Here is a 26,367-nt window from a genome sequence, read left to right on the forward strand (position 1 = left end):
GCTGGCCACCGACGCCGAGATCGAGGTGGCGTCGGTGCGCGGCACCCGCAGGGTCAAGGCGCGCGACTTCTACCTGTCGTTTCGCAAGACGGCCCTGGCCGAGGACGAGCTGATCACCGCGATCCTGCTCCCCCACGCCACCGGGCCGCAGCAGTTCTCCAAGATCGGTACCCGCAACGCCATGGTCATCGCCGTGACCTCCTTCTCCCTGGCATTGGACACCGACAACCGGAAGGTGGGCACGGGGGTGGGCTCGGCCGGGCCGACTCCGCTGCGCGCCGAGGCCGCAGAGGAGTTCTTGGAGGCCGAGTTCGACTGGGAGGACGGTCGTCCCCTGGCCGAGTCCGTGGTGCGTCGCTTCGGCGATCTGGTGGCCGCGGCCGCCCGTCCCATCGACGACCAGCGCGGCAGCGCCGACTACCGCAAGCACGCCCTGTCGGTCATGGCTCGCCGTGCCCTGAGCTGGTCCGTCACCGACTACCGGAAGGAGTCCTCACGATGCGCGTGAATTTCAAGGTCAACGGTGAGGACGTCACCGCCGACAACGTCTGGCCGGGCGAGAGTCTGTTGTACGTACTGCGGGAGCGCCTGGGCCTACCCGGCAGCAAGAACGCCTGTGAGCAGGGTGAATGCGGGTCGTGCACGGTCTACTTCGACGGTGTGACCGCGTGTTCGTGCATGATCGCCGCAGGGCAGGCCGAGGGCCGCGAGGTCGGCACCGTGGAGGGCCTGGCCAAGGAGCCGGGCAAGGGCGGTGACCGTACCCTGGGCGATGTTCAGGAGGCGTTCGTGGAGGCGGGCGCCGTGCAGTGCGGCTTTTGCACCCCCGGCCTGCTGGTGCAGACCGACGACCTGCTGGAGCGCACGGTGGGCGCCGGTAAGGACGCCCCGGCCGACGCCGAGATCCGTGAGGCCCTGGCCGGCAACCTGTGCCGTTGCACCGGGTACGAGAAGATCATCGACGCGGTGCACCTGGCCGCCGAGCGCCGCGCCGAGGCCGGGAGCGCCTCATGAGCAAGGTCATCGTGATCGAGGGCGCCCACGTGGTGACGGTGGACGGCCCCGAGTACGCCGACGGTCACGTCGTGGTGCGCGACGGGCGTATCGCCGCGGTGGGCGCGGGCCCCGCCCCCACCGTGGAGGGTGACTTCGAGCGGATCGACGGCCGAGGATGCCTGGTCACCCCCGGTCTGGTCAACACGCACAACCACCTCTACCAGTGGGCGACGCAGGGCCTGTTCGCCGACGGCACCCTCTTCGAGTGGTTGGTGGGTTCCTACGAGATCTGGCACCGTCTGGACGCCGAGGTGGTGTCGGGGACGACGTCGGCCGGGCTGGCGCACCTGGCGCTGTCGGGCTGCACGACCGCATCGGACCACCACTACATCTACCCGGCCGGGCGCGGCGACATCGTGGCCGCCGAGGTCGAGGCCGCCCGTGAGGTGGGCATTCGTCTGGACCTGGCGCGCGGTTCGATGGATCGCGGCCACAGCCAGGGCGGTCTTCCCCCGGACAGTGTCGTGGAGTCCCTGGAGGGGGCCCTGTCGGGTACCGCCGCGGCGATCGACACCCACCATGACGCCTCCTTCGACTCCATGACCCGGATCGCGGTGGCCCCCTGCTCCCCGTTCTCGGTCTCTCGGGAGTTGATGGTCGACGCCGCGACGTTGGCCCGCCACAAGGGGGTGCGGCTGCACACCCACCTGGCCGAGACCCTCGACGAGGAGGAGAAGTGCCTGGCCGAGTTCGGGTGCACCCCCGTGGAGTACGCCGAGAAGCTGGGCTGGCTGGGCGATGACGTGTGGTTCGCGCACGCGGTGCACCTGTCGGACTCCGCGATCGGTCGGATCGCGGCCACCGGTACCGGTGTGGCACACTGCCCCACCTCCAACGCCCGCCTGGGCGCGGGCATCTGCCGGGTGACCGAACTGCTCGAGGCCGGCGCCAAGGTCGGTCTGGGCGTGGACGGCCCGGCCTCCAGCGAGCTGACCTCGATGGCCGGCGAGATGCACCAGGCTTTGTTGATGGCGCGGGCGCGCAAGGGCCCGCAGGCTCTCACCGCCCGACAGTCCCTGGAGATGGCCACGCTGGGTGGCGCCCGGGTGTTGGGCCGCGACCGCGAACTGGGGTCGTTGTCGGTGGGCAAGCTCGCCGACCTGGCCCTGTGGCGGGTGGACGGGTTCGGCCACGACGTCATCGACGACCCGGTGGTGGCGATGGTGTTCGGCCCCACGCCGCCCCTGGAGCGCCTGCTCGTCGGCGGTGACACCGTCGTCGACCACGGCGAAATGCGCACTTTGTCGGCCCAGACCGCCGCCGCGCGCGGCCGCGCCGCACACCGGAGTCTGACCCAGGAGGTGAGCCGCTGATGGCGGCGACGACCCGTACCGTCACGGACCTTTCCAGCACGACCAAGGACGGCGTGGGCGCCAGCCCGCGCCGCCCGGACGGCACGCTGAAGGTGACCGGCGAATTCGCCTACTCGTCGGACATGTGGATGGAGGACATGTTGTGGGGCGCCACCCTGCGCAGCCCCCACCCGCACGCGAGGATCCTCGGCATCGACATCACCGAGGCGCTCAAGGTGCCCGGTGTGCAGGCGGTGCTGACCCACGAGGACGTCCCCGGCGCCAAGCGCTACGGCCTGGAACACCAGGACCAGCCGGTGCTGGCCTTCGACAAGGTGCGATACAAGGGCGAGTCGGTGGCGATCGTAGCCGCCGATCATCCCGAGACCGCCCGGCGGGCGATGGAGCGCATCAAGGTCGAGTACGAGGTGCTGGCCCCGGTGAGCGACTCCCGGCGCGCGGCCCTGGATCCCGACTATCCGCTGGTGCACGACAAGGGTGAGCTGCCCGAGCACCCCGAGATCAACCAGAGCGGCAACCGGCTGCGCTACCAGCCCATCCGCACCGGTTCGTTCGTGGACGTGGCCGGCTCCAAGGAGGGTCAGGAGAAGACCCTGGAGCGGCTGCGCGCCGAGGCCGACGCCGTGGTGGCCACCGAGTACGAGGTGGGCATGCAGGACCAGGCGTTCCTGGGTCCGGAGTCGGGCCTGGCGGTCCCGGCCGAGGACGGCGGGGTGGACCTGTACGTGGCCACCCAGTGGCTGCACGTGGACCAGCGTCAGATCGCGCCGGCCCTGGGACTGTCCCAGGACAAGGTGCGGTTGACCCTGGCGGGCGTGGGCGGCGCGTTCGGAGCCCGTGAGGACCTGTCGATGCAGATCCACGCGTGCATGCTGGCGCTGCACACCGGCAAGCCGGTCAAGTTCGTCTACAACCGGGAGGAGTCCTTCTACGGACACGTGCACCGCCACCCGGCCAAGATGCGTTACGAGCACGGCGCCAAGGCGGACGGCACCCTGTTGTACGCCACCTTGGAGATCATCGTGGACGGCGGCGCGTACGCGTCGGCCACCCCCGCGGTGGTGGGTGTGGCCTCCTCCCTGGGCATCGGCCCCTATGAGGTGCCGAACGTGCTGGTGGACGCCTACGGGGTCTACACCACGAACCCGCCGTGCGGGGCGATGCGCGGCTTCGGCGCGGTGCAGGCCTGCTTCGGCTACGAGTCGCAGATGGACAAGCTCGCGGAGAAGCTGGGCATGCACCCGGTGGACCTTCGGCTCAAGAACGCCATGTCGCAGGGCTCCCGGATCATCACCGGCCAGGAGATCGACATGCCTCTGCCCATGGCGGAGATGTTGGAGCGATGCCGTGACCTGCCGATGCCGGTGGAGCGCACCGAGCTGGATGATCCCACCGACCAGCGCACCCTGCCCGGCGGCGTGGCCGGAACCACCCGCGGCGAGGGGGTGGTGCGCGGCGTGGGCTACGGGGTGGGTCTCAAGAACCTGTGCTTCTCCGAGGGCTTCGACGACTACTCCACCGCCCGTGTCCGCTTGGAGGTGGTCAACGGCGAACCGGTGGTGCTGGTGCACACGGCGGCCGCGGAGGTCGGCCAGGGGCTGGTGACCGTCAAGGGCCAGATCGCCCGCACCGAACTGGGTGTGGAGAAGGTCGTCATCGCACCCTCCGACACCCAGGTGGGATCGGCCGGTTCCTCGTCGGCCTCGCGTCAGTCGTACATGACCGGAGGCGCGGTGCGCACGGCGTGCGCGTCGGTGCGCGCAGAGGTGTTCGAACTGGCCCGGAGCAAGGGTCTGGTGCCGGCCGGGGCCGAGGACACCGAGTTGGCGTTGGACGGCGGCAAGATCGTCTCCGCCACCGACGGTGTGCTGGTGTCGCTGGCCGACCTCCTCGGAGAGTCCGCCCAGGGCGGCAAGGTCGTGGAGCACACCCGCGAGTACCACCACCGGCCCACCGAGATGATCGACCCGGAGCTGGGGCAGGGCGACTCGCACAACCAGTTCGGCATGTGCGTGCACCGCGCCGTGGTGGACGTCGACGTGGAGCTGGGTCTGGTGAAGGTCGTGGCCCTGGACGCGGTCCAGGACGTGGGCAAGATCCTGCACCCACAGCAGCTGGCCGGTCAGATCCAGGGTGGCTCCGCCCAGGGTCTGGGGTTGGCGCTGATGGAGGAGATCCAGGTCAAGGACAGCGAGATCCGCAACCCGTCCTTCACCGACTACCTCATCCCGACCATCCTCGACACCCCGCCGATGCGCATCGACGTGCTGGAGCGCCCCGACCCGCACGCTCCGTACGGGCTGCGGGGTGCGGGCGAGCCGCCGACGCTGTCGTCCACCCCGGCGATCGTCGCCGCGGTGCGCGACGCGACCAGGCGTCCGCTCACCCACGCGCCGGTGCGTCCGGAGGACATCGTCGGCATCGACCTGTAGGTCGCCCGGAGTGCCGTGAGGCATCCATCGAATCGGGAGGGGCGGCGTCCCCGTCGCCCCTCCCCTCCAAGACCCGCCCGCCCCGGACTCGGCCGACGCCCTCGGTCCCGGGGTGGGCGGCCGGAGGGACAACGCCGTCCCACCGTGCCCGAATACGACTACACAGAGTAGTCAACCCCCCTTAAAACACGGCTAGTCCGTGCTCATATCCCTCCAGGAGGGGACATGACCCGACTCGACGACTCCGGAGCGCGTTCCGCAGAGCGCTCCGCAACGGATCGATCCTGGCTCGACCGCTTCTTCCTCGTCAGCGAACGGGGGTCGACCTTCGGTCAGGAGGTCCGCGGAGGACTGACGACGTTCATGGCGATGGCCTACATCATCGTCCTGAACCCGCTCATCCTCAGCGGCGTCACCGACGTGAACGGTGACCAGCTCTCGGCCGGCCAGCTGACCACCATGACCGCCCTGGCAGCCGGGCTGGTCACCATCATGATGGGCGTGGTGGGCCGCGCCCCCATCGCCTGCGCCGCGGCCCTCGGCGTGATGGCGGTGGTCGCCTACCAGGCGGCGCCCGTGATGGCCTGGCCTGAGGTGATGGGCCTGGTCGTGTGGCAGGGCATCGCCATCATCCTCATGGTCCTCACCGGGGTGCGCACCGCGGTGATGAACGCGCTGCCGCACAACCTCAAGCTCGCCATCGGCGTGGGTATCGGCCTGTTCGTGTCCCTGATCGGTCTGGCCAACGTCGGCTTCGTCAGTGCCGGTGACGGCGACAGCCTCCTGCAGATCGGCGCCGCGGGCGGCGGTGGATACCTGAACGGATGGCCGATCCTGGTGTTCGTGGCCGGTCTGATCCTGGCCTCGGTGCTGCTGGCCCGCCGGGTCCCCGGTGCGATCTTCTACGGGATCATCGGCGCCACCGTCCTCGCGGTGGTCCTGCACCACGTGCTGGGCCTGGACCCCGAGTCCTGGGGCGGCGGCGTGCCCGAAGCGCCCGCCGGCCCGTTCGCGGCGCCCGACTTCGGGTTGCTGTTCCAGGTGGACCTGTTCGGCGCCTGGAGCACGGCCGGGCCGACCACCGCCGGGGTCATCCTGTTCACCCTGGTGTTGGCCGGGTTCTTCGACGCCCTGGGCACCATCCTCGCCATCGGCACCAAGGCCAACATCGCCGACGAGAACGGGCAGATGCCGCGGGTCAACCAGATCCTCATCACCGACGGCGCCGGCGCTGTGGCCGGTGGCCTGACCAGTTCCTCGGCGACGTTGGTGTTCGTGGAGTCCACCGTGGGGGTGAGCGAGGGGGCGCGCACCGGTCTGGCCAGCATCGTCACCGGGCTGTTCTTCCTCAGCGCGATCTTCTTCGCCCCGGTCTTCGGCATGGTGCCGGCCGAGGCGGCCTCGGTGGCGATGGTGCTGGTGGGCGCCATGATGATGATGCACGTGGGGCAGATCGCCTGGAACGACTTCTCGGTGGCCATCCCCGCGTTCCTGACGATCGTGATGATGCCGTTCGCCTACGACATCGCCAGCGGGATCGGGATCGGGATCATCGCGTACACGGTGATCAAGTCCGGTCAGGGTCGCTTCCGCGAGGTCGGTTGGCTGATGTGGATCCTGACCGCGGTGTTCTCCTTCCACTTCGCCATGCACGCGATGGGCCTGTAGGGAGCTCCGCTCGTCCGTGGCCGGGGCTTCGCGCCCCGGCCACGAGTGTGTTCGGAGGTGGGCCGCGGGCTCAGGGGGCGGCCGTGGCCAGGCAGCGGTCCAAAGCGCCGCGCAGGGCCACGTCGCGCGGGTCGTTCCAGATCCGCAGACCCATCCGGTTGGGAACGTAGCCGTAGCCGGTGCCGGTGGCCGGGTCGGCGAAGCCGAAGGAGCCGCCGGCCCCCGGGCTGCCGTAGGCGCGGTGGTCGGTGCCGAACCGCCATTCGGGGAAGGGTTTCCACAGCCCTGACGAGTATCGGGTGCGGACCTTGAGGTTGATGTCGCGTTCCCCCCCGGAGGGCGGTGCGGGCTGTTCCTCCAGGGCCCGCAGGCTTTCGTCGCGCACGCCCAGTATCGGCGCGCCCTGTGCGAACTCGCCGTAGAGCGCGGCCAGCGAGCGGGCGGTGGCGAAGCCGTTGCCGTGCGGCAGTTCCACCGAACGGTAGGCGGGGCCGGCGAGTTGGTCGGCGGTGCGCAGCGGTGGGTTGGCGAAGGTGCGCGCGGCGATGCTCCAGGGCAGGCAGCGCGCGAGTACGTGGCCGAGGGGGACGGCGGTGGGGTCGGCGACCAGGTCGCGCCAGGACCCTCCGGTCAGGCGGGCCAACCGTTCCTCGCCGATCCGCGCGGGAAGTCCCACGTACAGGTCCAGGCCCAGGGGGCCCGCGAGTTCCTCCGCCAGGTACGCGCCGACGGTGCGCCCGTCCACCCGGCGTAGCAGCTCGTTGACGTAGAGGCCGATGGTGACGCTGTGGTAGCCGTGTCGCGTGCCGGGCCTCCAGGCGGGTGCCTGGTCGGCCAGGGCCCGGGCGAGCCGGTCGTGGTCGGCCAGCAGGTCGGGGGTGAGTTCGGTGTCCAGGTAGGGCAGACCTGCCCGGTGGGAGAGCAGTTCGCCGACGGTGACGTGTCCCTTGCCGTGACGGGCGAAATCGGGCCAGTAGTGGGCCATCGGTCGGTCGTACTCGAACAGGCCCCGTGAGTGGGCGTGCGCCAGGACCAGGGAGGTCACGCCCTTGGTGGCCGAGAAGACGAGGGTGAGGGTGTCGGACTCCCAGGGGGCCCCGGTCTCGGGGTCGCGCGTTCCCGCCCACAGGTCGACCACCGGGCGGCCGGCGTGGTGGACGGCCACGGCGGCGCCGGTCTCCTCGTGTTCGGCGAAGTTGTTCCGGAAGGCCTCGCGGACCGGCTCGAAACCGGACTCGACCCAGCCGTGGATACGAGGGGGCGGGGTGAGGTGCATGAAGGGTTTCCTCGAGAGGGGGATGACGTGTACTTTCGTCGCCCGCCACAGTATGCGAAGCCCGAGCCGGCTACACGGTCGAACCGAGCACCGGGACGGGCTCGGGCCGGCGTTTCGGACGGAAAAGCCTTTGACAGTGGAGGAAACCGCCACCTAAGTTGACAGTGACAACTTTCGTCTGCCCGGGAAGTCGCCCCATGGACACCACCGTCAACGGCGCCCCCACGCCCACCCCCGACGAACCCGAGGTCAACGCCGCCGAGCACCTGCGCGACACGCTCGGCCTGACCGGCACCAAGATCGCCTGCGGAAGCGGGGTGTGCGGTGCCTGCACCATCCTGGTCGACGGCTCCCCCACCGCCTCCTGTCTGCTTCCCGGCGCCCATCTGGCCGGACGTTCGGTCACCACCGTGGAAGGACTGGGCGGCGACCACCCCGTTCAGCGCGCCTTCGCCGCGCACGACGGCCTCCAGTGCGGCTACTGCACCCCCGGCTTCGTGGTGGAGGCCTCCGTGTTCGTGGACGCCTGGCGGGCCGAGCACGGCGACACGGCACCGGACCGTGAGGCGATCGCCGACGCCTTGGCCGGACACCTGTGTCGGTGCGGGGCCTACGAGGGGATCTTCGCCGCCGTGGCCGCCGCCTGCGCCGGTGAGTTCGACACCGACCCCGTCGAGGCGCCGCCGCGCGCGGACGCCCCGGCCAAGGTGACCGGACGCGCCCGTTTCAGCGGTGACCACGCCCCGCCGGGCACCTGGACCGGGGTGATCGTACGCTCCACGGTGCCGCACGCCCGGGTCCTGAAAGTGCACCCCGCCCCCGACGGCGACGGCGGTCAGGCTCCCCTGGTGGACCTGTTGGGCGAGGACCGCACCGTCCGCCACGTGGGAAGGGCGATCGCCGCCGTGGCCGCGCCCACCCGTGCCGAGGCCCGTCGGCTGGCCGCGGCCGTACGGGTGGACCTGGAGCCGTTGCCCTCGGTGACCACCGTCGACGCCGCCCGCGCGCCAGAGGCACCACTGGTGTACCCGACCAGGACCGAGCGCGCCTCGGCGCCCTCATACGGCGAGGCGCCCACCCCCGGCGCGCCCTGGAACGGCAACGTGCGCGGGCCGGGGGTGCTGAGCTGGCGCGGCCCCACGGCCGTGTCCCGCCTGCGCGCCGCCCGGCTGCGTGAGGACCCCTTGCTGGTGGCCCAGGAGTACACCACCGCCACCCAGGTGCACTCCCCCTTGGAACCGCACGTGAGCGTGGCCTCCTGGGAGAACGGGCACCTGCACCTGCACGTGTCCACCCAGGCGTTGAGCAAGATGACCGCCAAGGTCGCCGACCGTTGGGACCTGCCCCGGGAGCGGGTGCACGTGGTGACCGAGTACGTGGGCGGCGGGTTCGGCGCCAAGGGCGCCTTGTCCCCGGACACGGTGGCCGCGGTGGAACTGGCCCGGCTGGTGGGCGCCCCGGTGCGGGTGTCGTTGGAGCGCTCCGAGGAACTCGTCGACGCCGGCCATCGACCCGGCAACCGCACTCGCGTGGCACTGCTGGCCGACTCCAAGGGCGACCTGCGGGCGCTGGCCATGGACTCGGTGGGCGACGGCGGGGTGTCCGTCGGTTCCAACGTCGCCACCCTGGCCGCGCTGATGTACGGGCGTTCGCCCCGACGGGTCCGCGACTTCGACGTGGTCACCAACCGGCCCCCGGGCGCGCCCATGCGCGGACCCGGCGGCCCGCCGATGGCGTGGGCGCTGGAGCAGGCCGTGGACACCATGGCGCTGCGGCTGGGTGAGGACCCGCTGTCGCTGCGGCGACGGTGGGACGGCAACCCCAAGCGTCGGGCACTGTACGAACGGGTGGCTCAGCTGCGGCTGTGGCGGGACCGTCCTCGCGGTGAGCGCACCGGCCGGTTCCGACGCGGCGTCGGGTTGGCCGCCGCGGGCTGGCCCTACCTGCTGGGACCGCAGGCGCAGGTGGAACTGACCGTGCGCGGCGGTGACCTGGTGGTGCGTTCGAGCACCCAGGACATCGGCACGGGCATCCGAACGGTGTTGGGCGACGTGGTCGCCGAGCGGCTGGGGATCGGCGCCGACGGCCTGACCGTGGAGATCGGGCACGGGTCCTCGGTGCACGGCACCGGCTCCTTCGGCAGCCGCACCACCACCTCGATGGGACCGGCCGCGGCCGACGCCGCCGACCGGTTGCGCGATGCCCTTCGCGAGCACTCCCCCGCCGTGCCGGCGTCGGGCCCCATCCCCGAGCACACCTTCAAGGAGGCCCTGTCCCAGGCCGAGGGGCTGCGGGTGGTGGGCGAACGCGGCCTGGACCGTTGGGGGCGACTCACCCCGAACATGGCCGGCGACCTGGCGGTGGGGCGCGGGATGAGCGGGGCCGTACACGTGATGGAGGTGGAGGTGGACACCCTGCTGGGCAGGGTGCGCCCCACCCGGTGCTGGGCGGGGATCGCCGCCGGGCGCGTCTACAACGAACGCATGGCCCGCAACCAGTGCGAGGGCGCCGTCGTCCAGGGCGTGGGCTACGCGCTGTTCGAGGAGCGGCGCGACGACCCGCGCACAGGGGTGGTGCTCTCCGACGACCTGGAGGAGTACCGGCTGCCCGGCATGGGCGACGTTCCCGAGACCGAGGTGTACTTCCACCAGGAGGGTTTCGAGCACGTGCCCGGCGGCGGGATCGGACTCGGCGAGGTGTCGGTGGTGGGGGTGGCCGCCGCGCTCGGCAACGCCGTCTTCGACGCCACCGGCGTCCGCCACCACGACCTGCCCCTGCGACCGGACCGACTGATCGGAGCGACGCGATGACCGTGACCCGACCCACGAGTGTGGCCGAGGTGTCGGCGGACCTGGCCAGGCGGGGGGTACGCCCGCGCGCCGGGGGCACCGACCTGACCTCCTGCCTGGAGGCGGGGGTGATCGCCCCGGGACCGCTGGTGGATCTGCTGGGGGTGTCCGGCCTGGACGAGGTGGGCTGGAACGCCGACGGTTCGGCCCGGGTGGGCGCGATGACCACCGTCGCCGCGTTGGGAGCCGACCCCGCTCTGGCCACGGCCTATCCGGCGCTGGCAGCCACCGCCCGGGCCCTGGCCACCCCGCAGATCCGGGGCACCGCCACCGTGGGCGGCAACCTGCTCCAGCGCAATCGTTGCGCCTACCTGCGCAACCCGGCCTTCGACTGCTTCCAGACCGGCGGGGACTCCTGCCCGGCCCGGGAGGGCGACCACCTGCGCGGGGTGGTGATCGACCAGGGACCGTGCGTGGCCCCGCACCCGTCGACGTTGGCGGTGGCGCTGCTCGCCTACGAGGCGAGCGTGCGCCTGGAGGGCGGACCGGTCTCCGAAATGGCGATCGTCGACCTGTACGAGGGCACCGACCCCACACGTGACCACACGTTGGGTCCGGGCGCGTTGTTGACGGATGTGTCCTTGCCGGTCCCGTCCCCGGGTGAGCGCTCCGCCCACCGAAGGGCGACCGGGCGTTCCAGGGCGGAGTGGCCGCTGGTGGAGGTGGTCGTCCGATTGGAGTGCGCCGACGGGGGCCGCGGCCCGGTGCGAAGGGCCGCGGTGGCGGTGGGCGCGGTGGCGCGCACCCCCTTGCGGCTACCCGAGGTGGAGAGCGCCTTGGTGGATGCGGCACCCGGTGGGAACGTGTCCGGTCGGGTGGAGGAGGCGTTGAGCGCCCTGGCCGATCGGTGTTCCCCCCTGCCCGCCACCGGGTACAAGGTCCCCTTGCTCCAGGGCGCGGTCCGTGATGCGATCGAGGCGGCCCTGGGGGTACCGAGCCGGTGACACGGGTTCGGGCCCCTCAAGGGACCACCTTCGGGTGGGCCGCCGTGGCGTGGCGGCCCACCCGATTCTTCGCCCGTCGGTGTCGGTTCAGCCGCGCAGGTGCGCCTGGTGGGCGAGTTCGCGGCACAGCACCGCGAAGTCCAGCCCTTGGGCCGCGGCCGCCATCGGGAAGGTGGACGTCTCGGTCAGGCCCGGGGCGACGTTGGTCTCCAAGAAGACGACCTCGCCGTCCGGGGCGACCATGAGGTCGGTGCGCGACAGGTCGCGAAGGCCCAGGGTGCGGTGCGCGGTCAGCGCCACCTCGGTGGCGGCGGCCAGCACCGACCCGTCCAGACGGGCCGGGCAGAAGAACTCGGTGCGGCCGGCGGTGTAGCGGGCCGCGTAGTCGTAGACCCCGCCGTCGGGGACGATCTCCACCGGGGGCAGGGCCACGGGCCCCTCACCGGTGTCCAGGACGCCCACGGCCAGTTCGGTGCCCTGGACCTGCTCCTCGACCAGAGCGGAGTCGCTATAGGCGAAGCAGGACATCAGCGCGGTGGACAGGTCCTTGACCGAGGCCACGGGGGTGGCGCCGAACGCCGAACCGCCACGGTCGGGCTTGACGAACAGCGGCAGCCCGAGTCGTTCGACGAGTTTGTCCAGGAGCGCGGGTGCGCCCAGGTCGTGGAAGGCGGACTTGGGCAGGGTGGCGCCACGCGGAACCCGAACGCCCTTCTCGGCCAGCAGGGCCTTGGCCGCGGGCTTGGCGTAGGCGAGCCGACAGGCCTGGGGGCGGGCGCCCACGTAGGGCACCCCGGCCAGTTCCAGGACCTCGCGGATCGCGCCGTCCTCACCGGCGGAGCCGTGCAGGACGGGAAAGACCACCTGGGGCGGGTCGTCGGCCAGGCGCTGGAGAAGCCCGGAGCCGACGTCGGCGACCTGCACTTCGACGTCGAGTCGGCGTAGGGCCTCGGCCACGCTGCGGCCGGATTGGACGCTCACCTCGTGTTCGGGGGACAGTCCCCCGGCGAGGACGAGGACCCGGTCAAGGTCGGCCACGGCGCGGACCTCCTTCTGTGCTGCTGTCATGGTGGCTGGTTCCCCTAACGGGTGGTCAGGGAAGGTCGGGGGTGGGTGCCTGGCTGCCCTCGGTGGGCGTGGCCATGGCGGGCCCGAACGTGTCACGCAGGTCCATCTCGCCCTCGATGGCTCCGACGAGCCTGCGTACGCCCTCCCGGATCTGTTCGGGTGTGGGGTAGCAAAAGCTCAACCGCATGCTGTCACGACCGCGACCGTCGGCGAAGAAGCCGGTGCCGGGAACGTAGGCGACACGGTGATTGACCGCGCGCGGCAGCATCGCCTTGGCGTCGATGCCCTCGGGAAGGGTGGCCCAGACGAAGAACCCGCCCTCGGGCCGGGTCCAGGTACAGCCGTCCGGCATCATCGTGTTGAGCGCGCCGAGCAGGGCGTCGCGCCGCTCGCCGTACATGCTGTTGAACGTCTTGATCTGCTCGCGCCAGGGGAAGGTGTTGAGGTAGCGGCGCACCACGAGCTGGTTGAACGTGGAGTGGCTGAGCATCGCCGACTCCGCCGCCAGCACGAGTTTGGCGCGCACCGCCGAGGGCGCCAGGGCCCAGCCGATGCGCAGGCCCGGCGAGAGCGTCTTGGACAGCGACCCCAGGTAGATGACGTTGCCCTCGCCCTGCGAGTACAGGGTGGGCTGTGGTTCGCCGTCGTAGCGGAGCAGACCGTAGGGGTTGTCCTCGACGATCAGGACGTCGTGGCGCTCGCAGACCTCCATCACCCGTGCGCGGCGCTCGGCGGACATGGTGATGCCGGCGGGGTTCTGGAAGTTGGGGATCGTGTAGAAGAACTTGACGGTGCGACCGGCCTTGGCCGCCTCGGTGAGGGCGCGGTCGAGTTCGTCGGCGTCGACGCCCTCGTCGTCCATGCTCACGTGGCGGATGTCGGCCTGGAACGCGGCGAAGGTGTTGATCGCGGTGACGTAGGTGGGCGCCTCGGTCAACACGATGTCGCCGGGGTCGACGAAGACGCGGGTGATCAGGTCCAGGGCCTGCTGGGATCCGACGGTGACGATGACGTCGTCGGGGACGGACCGGACCCCTTCCAAGGTCATGTAGTCGCAGATCTGCTCGCGCAGGACGGGGTCGCCCTGGGCGGAGCCGTACTGCAGGGCGGCGGCGCCCTCCTCGGAGATCACGTCCTTGGCCAGGTCGCCGATCTGGTCGAGCGGCAGGGCGGCGACGTTGGGCATGCCGCCCGCAAGGGAGACGATCTCGGGGCGGGACGCGACGGCGAAGAGTGCCCTGACCTCCGATGCGACCATGCCCTGTGCTCGATGTGCGTAGCGGCCGACGTGCGGGTCGATACGCGAGCCCTGTTGGCCGGGCTGCTGCTCTCGGTGGTCAGCGGACACGGTCCACCTCCGAAGGAAGGACGGTCTTGTGGGGTCTGCCGGGTCGTTCCGGGAGATCTTCGTTGATTCCTGGTTCGACGCCGCGCGGGTCCCCTTGGTTCACGCGAGGCCACCGGTGACGGCCGGGCCGCGGGTGGCTTTCGGTGAGTCGGTCGGGTCATGTTGAACCGTGGAACACGGTTCGGGAAATATCCGGAAGTCTAGCCCAGCGGTCGTGCGGGCACCCCCCATCAGGGTGTTCCTGTGCTCTGACGCACATGGTCGCGGGCGTTCGAGCGCCGCGTCGGTGACGGTACCCGGGTAGGCGATCCGACTCACACGCGAATGACCAGAACATGACGCACTTTTCACCCCTGCCACCCGAGTCGGACATGGGTGCTTTCTGGGTTTTCGAGGACATTGGTGCGGTGGGCCATCGCTCCCGGTGAGACGGGTGCGCCACCCGAGAACCGGAGGAGACCATGGGCGTCCGCTCGACCACCATCAGCATCTCCGCGACGCTGCTGCTGTGCGGCGCGCTGACCTCGTGCACCGACCCCGCACCCACCGAACAGGAGATCGACGCCGAGCGACTGGAACTGGCTCGGGCCGCCGACGCCCTGTCGGCTTCGGTGCTGCGACCGGGCGTCGAACGCGCCTTCGCCCGCAAGGGCCATCCCGTCGACGGCACGCTCACCTGCGCCTCCCCCGCGGCCACCGGGGAACCGGAGGCCTCCGGCTCCCCGTCCCCCTCGTCCGGGCCGACACGGGACGAGCAGGACACGGTCACCGCCGACGGTGTCCGGAGCGGGACCGCAGACGAGGACGAGGAACCCGTCAGCGGCGGTCTGGAGGTGGTCTGCGAGGGGTCGGACCGTGACGGGGCCGCGTTGCGTTTCGAGGGCCGACTCTCGTCCGAGGCCCTGGCCGAACGCACCGCGGGCGACGACAGTCTGCCCGGCTCCTTCACCGGGGCCGTCGACGGCGAGGAGGTGTTCACGATGGACTGCTTCCAGTGCGCGCCGCAGGAACCGCAAGAGGACGAGTCGGAGTCGGACGAACTCGCCGGCGAAGAGGAACCCGCCGCCCCCGGGACCGGGTGAAGACTCGATGGCGGTGCGGCCCGGTAACTCACACGACGGTCCAGGCCGCACCGCATCGTACGCGCTCGCTCCCGGAGGATTCCCCCGAACCTCCTGTGGAGCACTCCCCAAAAACGCGTCCGTCCTTGCCCCCGTAACCCCCCTCAAGGTCCGCAGGACACGGACGCGCCCCGCACCGGTGAACCCCTCCGTGCCCTCTCTTGCCCGAAGGTCTCCACCGGTGGGCGGGCCGCGCACCTCCAAGTTGATCTCATCGGCCCGCACTCGGCAACGGTTGCAACAGGTTGCGGGCCAATCACCCAGGGTGACCACACGACGACGCGTCCGGACGTCGGGTCGTCTCGCCCCGGCCGGTCGAACAGGGGTGTCCCCCATCGCGATCCAAAAGTGCCCGCACCCCCGGTGCCAACGAATCGGGGAGCAGGTTCACCGAGGTCTGTGAACCGATCACCCGAACCGTGACCTCGTCCGCGAAGCGGTAGGGGCGACTCTCGATCACTCCGCCCAGGTTGCGCCTGATCCTGGACAGTTCCGCGCGCACGGTGACCACGTGGGCGTCGGCGCCGAACACGTCCTTGGACAACTCGGCGCCCGAACGCCCCGCCCGGTGCACCGCCAACAGGAGCAGGAGTTCGGTGTGGCGCGGGGTCAGGTTGTGCACCCACTCTCCGCTCGGGCCGGCCACCGTCACCGTGGACGCCCCGGGTTTGCGCAGGTCCAGGGTGACCGAGGTGGAACCGGCCCGTTCCCCGGGGCGCGGGCGGATGAGCCAACCGCCCGGCAGGGGTTCCAGACCGCACTCCCCCAGGGCGGGGATCCAGGCCGTGCCGCTCTCGCAGTGCTTGGGCAACAACACCCGGCGGACCGGTTCCATGTGCACCGCGGCGGCGGTCCAGCCGCTGTCGTCCACCACCAGGGCGGGTCGGGTCAGCCCGGCCAACAGGGGCGCGGCCACCGAGCGCAACCGTTCCAGGTGGGTGTGGTGCAACCCTTGCAGGTGCGCCTGGGCCAGTTGGGCGACCGCGTTGACCAGGGCCAGGGTGGAGGGGTGGATGGTGGACACCGGACCGGTGACGTCGATGGCGCCCAGCAGTCGCCCGTCCCGGGGGTCGTACACGGGGGCGCAGGCGCAGGTGAGGGTGTGCAGGTTGCGCACGAAGTGTTCGGCGGAGTAGACCTGCACGGGGCGACCGACCACCAGCGCGGTGCCGATGGCGTTGGTGCCTATGCTGCCCTCGTTCCAGAAGGAACCCTCCACCAGCCCGACCCGGTCACCGACCGAGCGCATCCTATGGGACCCCTCGCGCCAGAGCACCTGCCCCGAGGAGTCGGTGACCAGCATGATGTGGTCGGCCTGGTCGGCCACCGAGACCAGGGAACGACGGATGAGCGGCATCACCTCGGCGATGGGCGAGGCGTCCCGTTGGCGTTGGAGTTCGTCCAGGCGGGCCACCCGTGGCGGGGGTCCGCAATCGGGATCGATGCCGAATCCACGCATACGTTCCCAGGAGTCCTCGATCACCGGACGCAACGGCGCGGGCGTTGGGCGCCCTGCGAGCAGCGCGTCGTGGGATCGGCGGAGCAGGTCGGCGTGCTCGCGCGCGTCCACCCCGGAGGGTAGCGCCGTGTCCAGCGATGGAAACGTCATGTGGGTCATCGGGGCACGTTCCCCCGCCCGGAAGACGGGAGGACTCGCCCCTTCCTCCTTCTACGTGGCCAGGCCCCGAAAGACCGGGGTTCGAGTTAGGCGTCAGTTTCCTGGTTCGACTGCGGCGGGGCCGAGAGAACCGGGAGAGTCCCTTGTTTCGGAAGTCATTTCGGTTCGATCCTTCCGTTTCCTGCTCGAATTATCCTTGGGTCATACCGAACACGCTCGTGCGGGTTTTCCGGGGTAGTGCCCTGGTTCGAGCCACTGGTGGGGGTTTCGGCACGGGGGTGTGCAGGTCATACGGATGGGGGTCGAAACGGATAACATCCCCAGATTCGAAGCAACTCACGAAACGTCGACGAAAATGGCCGGATGCGGCCAAACGGCGAGTCCCTAATTCCCCCTGTTCTTCGCCCGTTCACACAGGTGAGCCGGGTTATCGCGGGTTTTCGGTCGGGTACCCGCACGTGCATCGGCCCGTGCGGGGTCTCATGAAGGTTCCTGTGCATCACAAGGACGGCGGGTGAGGGCGAACCACAGACGCATGCGCTGTTCGGGATCGGCCAGGTCCACGCCCAGGTCCCGTTCGATCCGCCCGATCCGGTAGCGGACGCTGTTGCGGTGCACGCCGAGGTCGGTGGCGGCCCGATCCCAGTTACCGTGCCTGGCCAGCCAGGTGTGCAGGGTCGCGCGAAGGGTGTGCGCGGCCGAGGTTGCCTCGTCCAACGGGCCGAGGATGTCCCGGGCGCCCCGGCCGGCGCCGCCGGGGTCGATGAGCGCGTCGAAGGGGTCGGTGGCCGGCGACCACAGCCGTGGTTCGTCCACGGCGCGGGCGCGCACCAACAGAGCGGCGGCCCGGCGATCGGCGGCGGGCAGGTCGTCGGGCGTGGTGGCCTCGCTCAGGGCGCCGATCCACCCATGGGAGCGCAGGAGCTCGAGGTGGTCGTGATGGGCCTGTTCCCCCCGGTCGGCGAGGACCGCGCGCACGACACCGCCGCCTTCCTCGGAGCCGGGGGCCAGATCGCTCAGGTGGGTGCCCAAGGGCAGGGCCGCGGCGGCGGTGCGGTGCCCTCGGGAGGCGGGCACCGCCCGCAGGACCCGGTATCCGTCCTCGCGGGCGCCGCCCGGGGTTGCGGCGCGAGGCTCGGGGGTGCGGGTGTCGGTGAGTTCGGTCAGGGCCGCGATGGCGCGGGGGTTCAGTTCACCGTCCAACAGCAGCGCGGTGAGCGGCAGGCCGGGAGCGGGCGGCTCCTCGCCCTCGGCGCGCAGCAGCAGATCGAGCAGGGCTGTGGCGGTGCGCAACACCTCCCTGTCGGTGATGCCCAGGGGTTCGGGGCGGCCCACCAGGACCACGCCCTGATGTTCGGGCGGGGTGCCCACGGTGTGCAGGAAGACCTCGTCGGGACCGCTGTCGGCCTTGGCGCTGCGCGGCCCCGTGGGGGAGGTGAGTTTGGTGATCAGGGTGCGCAGTTCGGGATCGAGGTCGGTCGGCGCCCCCACGGTGCGCCGCACTCGCGCGTCGGGGTCGGCGGGGACGAGGGCGACCCAGGCTCCGAGTGCGTCGGCCAGCACCGCGGGCAGCCGTTCGACTGGGGTGGGCGCGGTGACGGCGCGGGCCAGGGCCTGGTGGGACTCGCCCAGACGACGCAGGTCGCGCAGGTGGCGCTCCTCCAGTTCCTCCCCCACGGCGCGGCTGACCGCGGCGAAGGGAGAGTTCTGCGGCACCTCCAACAGCGCAAGACCCTGCAGCCGACACTGTTCGACGAGGTCGGCGGGGACGGTCTGGTGTACGGGCGCCACTCCGAAGCCGAGGGCCCCGACCCCCGCGCGCACCAGTGAGGCCACGTAGGTGCGCACCTCCTGGGTGTCGGTGGGCAGGTTGGCCCCGGAGGTGAGGAGGAGTTCTCCGCCACGCAGGTAGTCGGCGGCCACGACGAGTTCGCTCGCCACCGCCCAGGTGATCGGCGGGTCACCGACCTCGACCACCGTGGTCAGGCCCAGATCGCGGCGGGCCACCACCACGCTCAAGGGCACGTGGTGGGCGTCGATCCCCTTCTTCGCCATGTTCCTCGTCCCCCTCGTTCCCCGGCCCGTCCGAGCCGATCCCCGTGTCCTGGACATGACGTACACGAGGACGCCTTCCGATCCGACTGGACGATTCATCCAAAGTCAACCGAGGAGTGGTGCGGTTCGGCCACTGGAGTGGAGCCTACCGACTACCTACGCTGACCGAAGCGATGTGACCTGCGTCAACATCCCCATGGCCCGACCCTGCGCACCACCCCTGCCCCCCGAACCACTCCCCGCAAAGGAGCTTCATGCTCATCGACACCGCGGTGATCGCCGCCTACCTCCTGGGCATGGTCGGCCTGGGCTGGTGGGGCATGCGCCGCGCCAAGAGCAAGTCCGACTACCTGGTCGCCGGCCGCCGCCTGGGCCCGCTGATGTACGCGGGCACCATGGCCGCCGTGGTCCTGGGCGGCGCCTCCACCGTCGGCGGGATCGGCCTTGGCTACACCTACGGGATCTCCGGAGCCTGGCTGGTCGTGGCCATCGGTGTCGGCATCCTGGCCCTGCACCTGTTCTTCGCCGAGCGCATCTCGCGGCTGAGGGTCTTCACCGTCTCCGAGATGCTGGACCTGCGCTACGGCGGGGACTCCCGAATCGTGTCGGCCCTGGTCATGTGGGGTTACACCTTCGTTCTGACGGTGCCCTCGACCCTGGCCTTCTCCACCATCTTCAGCGGTCTGTTCGAACTGCCGCGCGTGGTCGCGATCATCCTGGGCGGCTCCATCGTGGTGCTGTACTCCACGATGGGCGGCATGTGGTCGGTGACGATGACCGACATGGCCCAGTTCGCGATCAAGACGATCGGGCTCCTGTTCATCCTGACCCCGGTGGCGGTGTGGTCGGCCGGCGGTTTCTCCGGGATGCGCGAGTCGTTGGACCCCTCCTACTTCGACCCCACCGCCATCGGCGGGCAGACCGTACTCACCTACTTCGTCATCTACTCGCTGGGCCTGCTCATCGGCCAGGACATCTGGCAGCGCGTCTTCACCGGCCGCGACGACAAGGTCGCCAAGGTGGGCGGCATCGGCGCGGGCGTGTACTGCCTGATCTACGGCGTGTGCGGCGCGCTCATCGGCACGGCCGCCGCGGTGATGTTCCCGAACCTGGCCGACCCCGACCACTCCTTCACCCTCATGGTGGAGGCGACCCTGCCCACGGGTGTGGCCGGCCTGGTCCTGGCCGCCGCCCTGTCCGCGGTGATGTCCACCGCCAGCGGCGCCCTCATCGCCTGCTCCACGGTGACCTCCACCGACCTGTGGCCGCGTGTGCGCGCCCTGTTCGGCGCGAAGAGGTCCGCGGAGGGCGACCAGGACGGTGACGAGGTGGCCGCCGGCCGGGTGTTCACGCTGCTCCTGGGGGTGGCGAGCATCTGCGTGGCGTTGGCCGTGGACAACGTGGTCGCCGCGCTCACGCTGGCCTACAACATCCTGGTCGGCGGCCTGCTCGTCGCGATCCTCGGTGGCCTGGTATGGCGTCGGGGAACCCGCGTGGGCGCCCTGGCCTCGATGCTGGCCGGTTCCGTGGCCGTCATCGTGACCATGGCGATCACCGGACTGCTCGCCAACGAACCCATCTACGTGGGGCTGGGCACCGCGCTGGTGGTCTACGTGGCCGTCAGCCTGCTCACCCCGCCCACCGACCCCGCGGTACTGGAGCTGTGGCAGCGCCGTCTGCGCGGCCAGGACATCGGCTCCGAGACCGCGACGGAAACCGACGAGGACGCCACAAGCGTCGCGTCCACCGACCCGCCCCGGGACCGCTGACACCCACCACGGAACCGACGACACAGGAATGGATCAAATGAACGCACCGATCGGACCCACCGACTCCAGCCTCGTACCGCGTTTCGCCGGCCCGGCGACCTTCGCCCGGCTGCCCCGCATCGACCAGGTGGAACGGGCCGACATCGCCGTGATCGGGGTGCCCTTCGACACCGGTGTCTCCTACCGTCCCGGGGCCCGTTTCGGCCCCTCGGCGATCCGTGAGGCCAGCCGGCTGCTGCGTCCCTACAACCCCGGCCTGGACGTGTCCCCATTCGAGCGCCTCCAGGTGGTGGACGGTGGCGACATCGCGGTGAACCCGTACTCGGTCGGGGACGCCGTGGAGACCCTGGACCAGGGCGCCTCCGAGTTCGTGCGCGCCGGGACCCGCCTGGTGACCCTGGGCGGCGACCACACGATCGCGCTGCCCCTGCTCAGGTCCCTGTACCGCGTGCACGGCCCGATCGCCATGCTGCACTTCGACGCCCACCTGGACACCTGGGACACCTACTTCGGTGAGCCCTACACGCACGGCACCCCGTTCCGACGCGCGGTGGAGGAGGGCATCCTCGACACCGAGGCGATCGCCCACGTGGGCACCCGTGGCCCCCTGTACGGCAAGCGCGACCTGGAGGACGACCGTCGCTTCGGGTTCGGCATCGTCACCGCCGCCGACGTGCTGCGCAAGGGCGTGGACGAGATCGCCGACGCGCTGCGTCAGCGCATCGGGAACCGGCCGCTGTACGTGTCGGTGGACATCGACGTCCTGGACCCGGCGCACGCCCCGGGCACCGGCACCCCGGAGGCCGGCGGGATCACGAGCAGGGAGCTGCTGGAGATCCTGCGCGGGTTGGCCGACCTGAACCTGGTGGGCGCCGACGTGGTGGAGGTCGCCCCGGCCTACGACCACGCCCAGATCACCTCCACCGCTGCCTCGCACGTGGCCTACGACCTGGTGAGCCTGCTGGCCCTGAACCACCAGCGCAAGACGGAGGCCTGATCACATGGGTGGGAGCGCGCCGCGCAACGGTGGCGACCTGGTCACCGAGACCCTGACCGCGTTGGGGTCCCGGGTGTGCTTCGGCATCCCCGGCCAGCACGCGCTGGGGCTGTTCGACGCGCTGCGTCGAGCCCCCGGGCTGCGGTTCGTGTCGGCCAGGGTGGAGAACAACGCGGCCTTCGCCGCGGACGGGCACGCCCGGGCCACCGGTGAGGTCACCCCGTTGTTGGTCTCCACCGGGCCCGGCGCGCTGCTCACCCTGGCCTCGTTGCAGGAGTCCCGGGCGGCCTCGGCTCCGGTGCTGGTGATCAGCGGCCAGGTGCCGCGGGCGGGGCTGGGCGGTGGCCGCCACGGCTACCTGCACGAGCTGCCCGAACAGGCGGCCTCCTTCGACAACGTCACCAAGTCGACGTTCACGGTCCGGCACGCCTCGCAGATTCCCTCGGCGCTGGTCGAGGCCTGGCGGACCGCCGCCCGGGCGCCCGCCGGCCCGGTGCTGGTGGAGATCCCGCAGGACGTGCTGCTGGAACCGACCGTCGTGCCTCCGGTGAGGGACGTGTCCGCTGCACCGACCCCGCTGGTTCCGCGCGCGGAGGTGGTGGACGAGGCGGTCCGCCTGTTGGACGGGGCGCGACGTCCGGTGGTGCTGGCCGGTGGCGGCGTGAGCCGTGCGGGCGGCCGGAAGGCGCTGCTGGAGCTGGCCGAGGCCCTTCGGGCACCGGTGGCCACCACCTTCGGCGGCAAGGACGCCTTCCCTTGGGACCATCCGCTCTCGCTGCGGTCGTGGATCGAGGACCGGTACACCACCGCGTATCTGGAGGAGGCCGACGTGCTCCTGGTGGTGGGTTCGGGGCTGGGCGAGTTGTCCAGTAACTACCACACCATGGCGCCGCGAGGACGGGTGGTGCAGGTGGAGGCCGACCTCGGCAAGCTGGAGTCCAACGTTGCGGCGCTGGGGATCCACGGCGACGCGGCCACGACCCTGGCGGCACTGGCCGCGAAGGTGCGGCCCCGCGTGAAGGATCCGGAGGTCGAGGCCGAGGTCGCCCGGGTTCTGGCCAGTGTGGCCGAACGGCTGGCCGGGCAGGATCTGGCCGCCGAACAGACCGTTCTGGCGGCGGTGCGCGCGGCACTCCCCGATGACGCTCCGAGCTTTTGGGACATGACCGTGTTGGCGTACTGGGCGTGGTCGGCGTGGGACCCGCGCGAGGGCGCGATGCACTCGGCGCAGGGCTCCGGTGGACTCGGCTACGGGTTCCCCGCCGCGCTGGGCGCCGCCTCGACCGGAAGGGGTCCGGTGCTGGCGGTCTCCGGTGACGGCGGCGCCATGTACTCGATCGCGGAGCTGGCCACCGCGCGCCAGCACGACCTGGACGTGACGTGGTTGATCGTCGACGACGGCGGCTACGGGATCCTGCGCGAGTACATGGAGGGCGCCTTCGGGGAGGCCACCCACACGGAGCTGACCCGACCCGACTTCGTGGCCCTGGCCGCCTCGTTCGGGGTGCCCGCGACCCTCACCTCACCGGAGACGGTGAAGGTCGATCTGGCCGCCGCGCTGGCCGTCCCGGGACCGAGCGTGGTGGTGCTTCCCATGCACGTGAACATGTTCGCCCCCACCCACCTGGACGACCCCATGCCCTGACCAGGACCCGGGTCAGGTCCCGAACATCCGCCGTCCGCACCGGACGGTCGACCCGCCCTCGGGGCACGCGTCAACGGCGCCGCGTGCCCCGAGGACACCCGAACATCCGAGTCCCCGATGGGACACCGGTGTTCCGTTCCCGAGACGGCACGCGTCGACGACGCCGCGCGCCCGTCCCTGCTCGTTGAATCCCCGCTCCTTTCATCCCTCAGCAGTGCAGCCCTCAGGAGTACAGCCGTGTCCCAGTCCCGACCCGCCCCCGTGACGGTGGTGGAGACCCACGGGGTCGCACCGATCCCGGTCTCCGACCAGTCCTCACGCCCCTTCGACCTGTTCCGTCTCACCTTCGGCGGCGCCAACACCTTCGCCACGATCATCCTGGGCACCCTGCCCATCGCCTACGGTCTGGGGTTCGCCGCGGCGGCCGCCGCCACCGTGGTCGGTGTGGTGCTCGGGGCGCTCATCCTCTCCCCCATGGCACTGTTCGGTCCCCGGACGCGCACCAACAACGCCGTCTCCTCCGGAGCGCACTTCGGCGTGGTGGGGCGTGCCCTGGGCTCCCTGCTGTCGTTGCTCACCGCCGTCACGTTCTTCTCGATCTCGGTGTGGGTGAGCGGTGACGCCATCGTCGGCGCCGCGCACCGGCTGGGGTTGCCCGGCGGCGACGCGCTGCGCGCGGTCTCCTACGGTGTGATCGCCGTGGCGGTGTTCGTGGTGTGCGTGTACGGCTACCAGTTCATGTTGCTCATCAACAAGATCGCCGTGGTGGCCGGCAGCGCCCTGATGTTGCTGGGCTTCGTGGCCTATGGGGGCGCGTTCGACCCCTCCTTCGCCGGCAGCGGCGACCACATCCTGGGCGGATTCTGGCCCACCTGGGTGCTGGCCGTGCTGACGGTGATGGCCAACCCGGTCTCCTTCGGCGGGTTCCTGGGCGACTGGTCGCGTTACATCCCGGCCACGACCTCCACCCGCCGACAGTTGGTGGCCCCGTTCATGGCCCAGCTGTGCACCCTGCTGCCGTTCGGGTTCGGGCTGTTCACCGCCACCCTGGTCGCCGACCCCGACCGCTACGTGTCCGGGCTGGCCGCCGTCTCCCCCTTCTGGTACGCGCTTCCGCTGCTGTTGGTGGCGCTGGTGGGGGGACTGTCCACCGGCACCACGGCGCTGTACGGCACCGGGCTGGACTTCTCCTCGCTGGTCCCTCGCCTGAACCGGGTACAGGGCACCGTCGTGGTGGGTTTCCTGGCCCTGGCGCTGGTGTTCGTGGGCACGTTCCTGTTCGACTTCGTCGAAACGATCAACGCCTTCGCGATCCTCATCGTCCTGCTCACCTCCCCCTGGATGGTGATCATGATGCTGGGCTACGTGTTCCGGCGCGGCCACTACCTGGTCGAGGACCTACAGGTGTTCAACGAGGGACGCCGGGGCGGCAGGTACTGGTTCCGCTCGGGCGTCAACTGGCGCGCGATGACCGCGTGGCTGCTGTCCGCTCTGGCCGCCCTGCTGTTCGCCAACACCCCGCTGTTGGTCGGCCCGTTGGGGAACCTGGCCGCCGGCATCGACATCAGCCTTCCGGTGGCGCTGGCGACCGCCGCGATCGTCTACCCCACGGCGCTGTTCCTCTTCCCCGAACCGCGCTCGGTGTTCGGCCCCAAGGGCCCGCGCCTGGTGCCGGCACGCGAGGACAGCGAACCGGCCCCCGCAGCCACCACCGAGGACGCGCCGACCATCGCGGCGCACTGAGACCACCCACGACTTCGATCGAAGGACCACCATGAGCAGCCACGATCCCCTGTACAGCCTGGTCGACGGTGAGCCCCTGCACCCCAGGGGCGGGGCGACCCTGGACCTGGTCGACCCCGTCACCGGACAGGTGACCGGCCGGGCCGGGGTCTGCGGCCCCGCCGAGGTGGAGTCCGCCATGGACTCCGCGGCCCGCGCCTTCCGGTCCTGGCGCCGAGCCACACCCGCGCAGCGCCAGGACGCCCTGCTGGCGATCGCCGACGCCCTGGTCGAACACGCCGAGGAGTTCGCCGACGCCGAGTGCCGCGAGACCGGCAAGCCGCGCGCGTCGTTCCTGGACGAGGAGATCCCGTTCTGCGTGGACACCCTGCGATTCTTCGCCGGGTCAGCCCGACACCTGGAGGGCAAGGCCGCGGCCGAGTACGCCACCGATCGCACCTCCTGGATCCGCCGCGAACCGGTGGGCGTGTGCGTGGGCATCACTCCGTGGAACTACCCGCTGATGATGGCGGTGTGGAAGATCGGCCCGGCGCTGGCCGCGGGCAACACGGTGGTGCTCAAGCCCGCCGAGTCCACCCCGAGCACCACGGTCCTGCTCGCCGAGATCGCCGCACGGGCGCTCCCCGCCGGTGTGGTCAACGCGGTGGTGGGCGACCGTGACACCGGCCGCCTGTTGGTGGAGCACCCGGCCACGCGCCTGGTGTCGGTCACCGGTTCGACCAGGGCGGGGGCACAGGTGGCCAAGGCGGCCGCCGACGACATCAAGCGCGTGCACCTGGAGCTCGGCGGCAACGCCCCGGCGGTGGTCTTCGACGACGCCGACGTGGCCGGCGCCGCGGCCGGTGTGGTCGCGGGCGGTTTCCTCAACGCCGGACAGGACTGCACCGCCGCCACCCGGGTCATCGTCCAGGAGGGGGTGCACGACGAGTTCGTCGCCGAGCTGACCCGTCTGGCGTCGGCGCAGGTCACCGGCCTGCCCTCGGACCAGGAGAGCGACTTCGGGCCGCTCAACAACGCCGACCAGTTCGCCCGGGTCACCGGGCTCTTGGAACGCCTGCCCGCGCACGCCAGGGTGGAGACGGGCGGACATCGGGTGGGCGAGGCCGGGTTCTTCCTCGCGCCCACCGTGGTCTCCGCTCTGCGCGCCGATGACGAGATCGTGCTGGAGGAGGTGTTCGGCCCGGTGGTGACCGTGCAGCGCTTCGCGGACGAGAGCGAGGCGGTCGAACTGGCCAACGGGGTCGAGCAGGGACTCGCCTCGTCGGTGTGGACCCGTGACCACGCGCGGGCGATGCGGGTCTGCGCCGAGCTGGACTTCGGCGCGGTGTGGCTCAACACCCACGGCGACCTGCTCTCGGAGATGCCGCACGGGGGCTTCAAGCGGTCCGGGTACGGCAAGGACCTGTCGGCCTACAGCCTGGAGGACTACACCCGCGTCAAGCACGTGATGAGCGCCCTGGACTGA

At 70.9% G+C, this 26,367-nt stretch carries 18 protein-coding genes; 13 read left to right on the forward strand and 5 right to left on the reverse strand.

Annotated elements, in window-relative coordinates:
• The 5 genes from K8V84_RS03675 to K8V84_RS03695 all read left to right on the forward strand — a co-directional run.
• On the forward strand, positions 1 to 508 hold a 508-nt coding region (locus K8V84_RS03675), incomplete at its 5' end, for a xanthine dehydrogenase family protein subunit M (RefSeq protein WP_304070350.1).
• Complete coding sequence (locus tag K8V84_RS03680) at positions 499 to 1,014, forward strand: (2Fe-2S)-binding protein (RefSeq protein WP_304070353.1); 516 nt, start codon at positions 499 to 501, stop codon at positions 1,012 to 1,014. The genes K8V84_RS03675 and K8V84_RS03680, both read left to right, overlap by 10 nt.
• The gene (locus tag K8V84_RS03685) at positions 1,011 to 2,369 is read left to right on the forward strand and encodes an 8-oxoguanine deaminase (RefSeq protein ID WP_304070355.1); all 1,359 of its coding nucleotides are present in this window, start codon (positions 1,011 to 1,013) and stop codon (positions 2,367 to 2,369) included. Before K8V84_RS03680 ends, K8V84_RS03685 begins: the two co-directional genes overlap by 4 nt.
• A complete protein-coding gene (locus K8V84_RS03690; RefSeq protein ID WP_304070357.1) occupies positions 2,369 to 4,801 on the forward strand; it encodes a xanthine dehydrogenase family protein molybdopterin-binding subunit in 2,433 nt (810 codons plus the stop codon). The genes K8V84_RS03685 and K8V84_RS03690 overlap by 1 nt, the downstream gene beginning before the upstream one ends.
• Before the next feature lie 225 nt (positions 4,802 to 5,026).
• Positions 5,027 to 6,469 (forward strand): NCS2 family permease, encoded by a 1,443-nt coding sequence (locus tag K8V84_RS03695; RefSeq protein WP_304070360.1) that lies wholly within the window; start codon positions 5,027 to 5,029, stop codon positions 6,467 to 6,469.
• A 70-nt stretch (positions 6,470 to 6,539) separates the two neighbouring features.
• On the opposite strand, the gene K8V84_RS03700 is transcribed toward K8V84_RS03695, so the two are convergent.
• A complete protein-coding gene (locus K8V84_RS03700) occupies positions 6,540 to 7,745 on the reverse strand; it encodes a serine hydrolase domain-containing protein (protein WP_304070363.1) in 1,206 nt (401 codons plus the stop codon).
• 197 nt (positions 7,746 to 7,942) lie between these two features.
• Between K8V84_RS03700 and K8V84_RS03705 the strand changes: the two genes are divergently transcribed.
• Together K8V84_RS03705 and K8V84_RS03710 are read left to right on the forward strand one after the other, a co-directional pair.
• Positions 7,943 to 10,555: a molybdopterin-dependent oxidoreductase gene (locus tag K8V84_RS03705; RefSeq protein WP_304070365.1), complete on the forward strand. Its 2,613-nt coding sequence runs from the start codon at positions 7,943 to 7,945 to the stop codon at positions 10,553 to 10,555.
• Positions 10,552 to 11,538, forward strand: a complete 987-nt coding sequence (locus K8V84_RS03710; protein ID WP_304070367.1) for a xanthine dehydrogenase family protein subunit M — start codon at positions 10,552 to 10,554, stop codon at positions 11,536 to 11,538. Before K8V84_RS03705 ends, K8V84_RS03710 begins: the two co-directional genes overlap by 4 nt.
• An 87-nt stretch (positions 11,539 to 11,625) precedes the next feature.
• Here the strand turns inward: K8V84_RS03710 and K8V84_RS03715 are convergent, their stop codons facing one another.
• A complete protein-coding gene (locus K8V84_RS03715) occupies positions 11,626 to 12,606 on the reverse strand; it encodes a D-alanine--D-alanine ligase (RefSeq protein ID WP_304070370.1) in 981 nt (326 codons plus the stop codon).
• Between the two features lie 25 nt (positions 12,607 to 12,631).
• Complete coding sequence (locus K8V84_RS03720) at positions 12,632 to 13,864, reverse strand: PLP-dependent aminotransferase family protein (RefSeq protein ID WP_304070475.1); 1,233 nt, start codon at positions 13,862 to 13,864, stop codon at positions 12,632 to 12,634.
• Between the two features lie 551 nt (positions 13,865 to 14,415).
• Between K8V84_RS03720 and K8V84_RS03725 the strand changes: the two genes are divergently transcribed.
• Entirely contained in the window at positions 14,416 to 15,036 is a 621-nt protein-coding gene (locus tag K8V84_RS03725; RefSeq protein ID WP_304070372.1) for a hypothetical protein, read from the forward strand.
• 295 nt (positions 15,037 to 15,331) lie between these two features.
• On the opposite strand, the gene K8V84_RS03730 is transcribed toward K8V84_RS03725, so the two are convergent.
• Both K8V84_RS03730 and K8V84_RS03735 read right to left on the reverse strand, forming a co-directional pair.
• Complete coding sequence (locus K8V84_RS03730; RefSeq protein WP_304070477.1) at positions 15,332 to 16,684, reverse strand: helix-turn-helix domain-containing protein; 1,353 nt, start codon at positions 16,682 to 16,684, stop codon at positions 15,332 to 15,334.
• Between the two features lie 489 nt (positions 16,685 to 17,173).
• Positions 17,174 to 18,748: a PucR family transcriptional regulator gene (locus tag K8V84_RS03735; protein ID WP_304070374.1), complete on the reverse strand. Its 1,575-nt coding sequence runs from the start codon at positions 18,746 to 18,748 to the stop codon at positions 17,174 to 17,176.
• Between the two features lie 254 nt (positions 18,749 to 19,002).
• Between K8V84_RS03735 and K8V84_RS03740 the strand changes: the two genes are divergently transcribed.
• The 5 genes from K8V84_RS03740 (at position 19,003) to K8V84_RS03760 (ending at position 26,367) form a co-directional block, all read left to right on the forward strand.
• Positions 19,003 to 20,517, forward strand: coding sequence for a sodium:solute symporter (locus K8V84_RS03740; RefSeq protein ID WP_304070377.1), 1,515 nt, complete (start codon positions 19,003 to 19,005; stop codon positions 20,515 to 20,517).
• A gap of 37 nt (positions 20,518 to 20,554) precedes the next feature.
• Positions 20,555 to 21,514 (forward strand): agmatinase, encoded by a 960-nt coding sequence (speB, locus tag K8V84_RS03745; RefSeq protein ID WP_304070381.1) that lies wholly within the window; start codon positions 20,555 to 20,557, stop codon positions 21,512 to 21,514.
• A 4-nt stretch (positions 21,515 to 21,518) separates the two neighbouring features.
• Entirely contained in the window at positions 21,519 to 23,159 is a 1,641-nt protein-coding gene (locus K8V84_RS03750) for a thiamine pyrophosphate-binding protein (RefSeq protein ID WP_304070384.1), read from the forward strand.
• 237 nt (positions 23,160 to 23,396) lie between these two features.
• Positions 23,397 to 24,902: a cytosine permease gene (locus K8V84_RS03755; RefSeq protein ID WP_304070387.1), complete on the forward strand. Its 1,506-nt coding sequence runs from the start codon at positions 23,397 to 23,399 to the stop codon at positions 24,900 to 24,902.
• Positions 24,903 to 24,933: 31 nt separating this feature from the next.
• Positions 24,934 to 26,367, forward strand: coding sequence for an aminobutyraldehyde dehydrogenase (locus tag K8V84_RS03760; RefSeq protein WP_304070390.1), 1,434 nt, complete (start codon positions 24,934 to 24,936; stop codon positions 26,365 to 26,367).

Source organism: Nocardiopsis listeri (assembly GCF_020741345.1).
GTDB lineage: Bacteria > Actinomycetota > Actinomycetes > Streptosporangiales > Streptosporangiaceae > Nocardiopsis > Nocardiopsis listeri_A.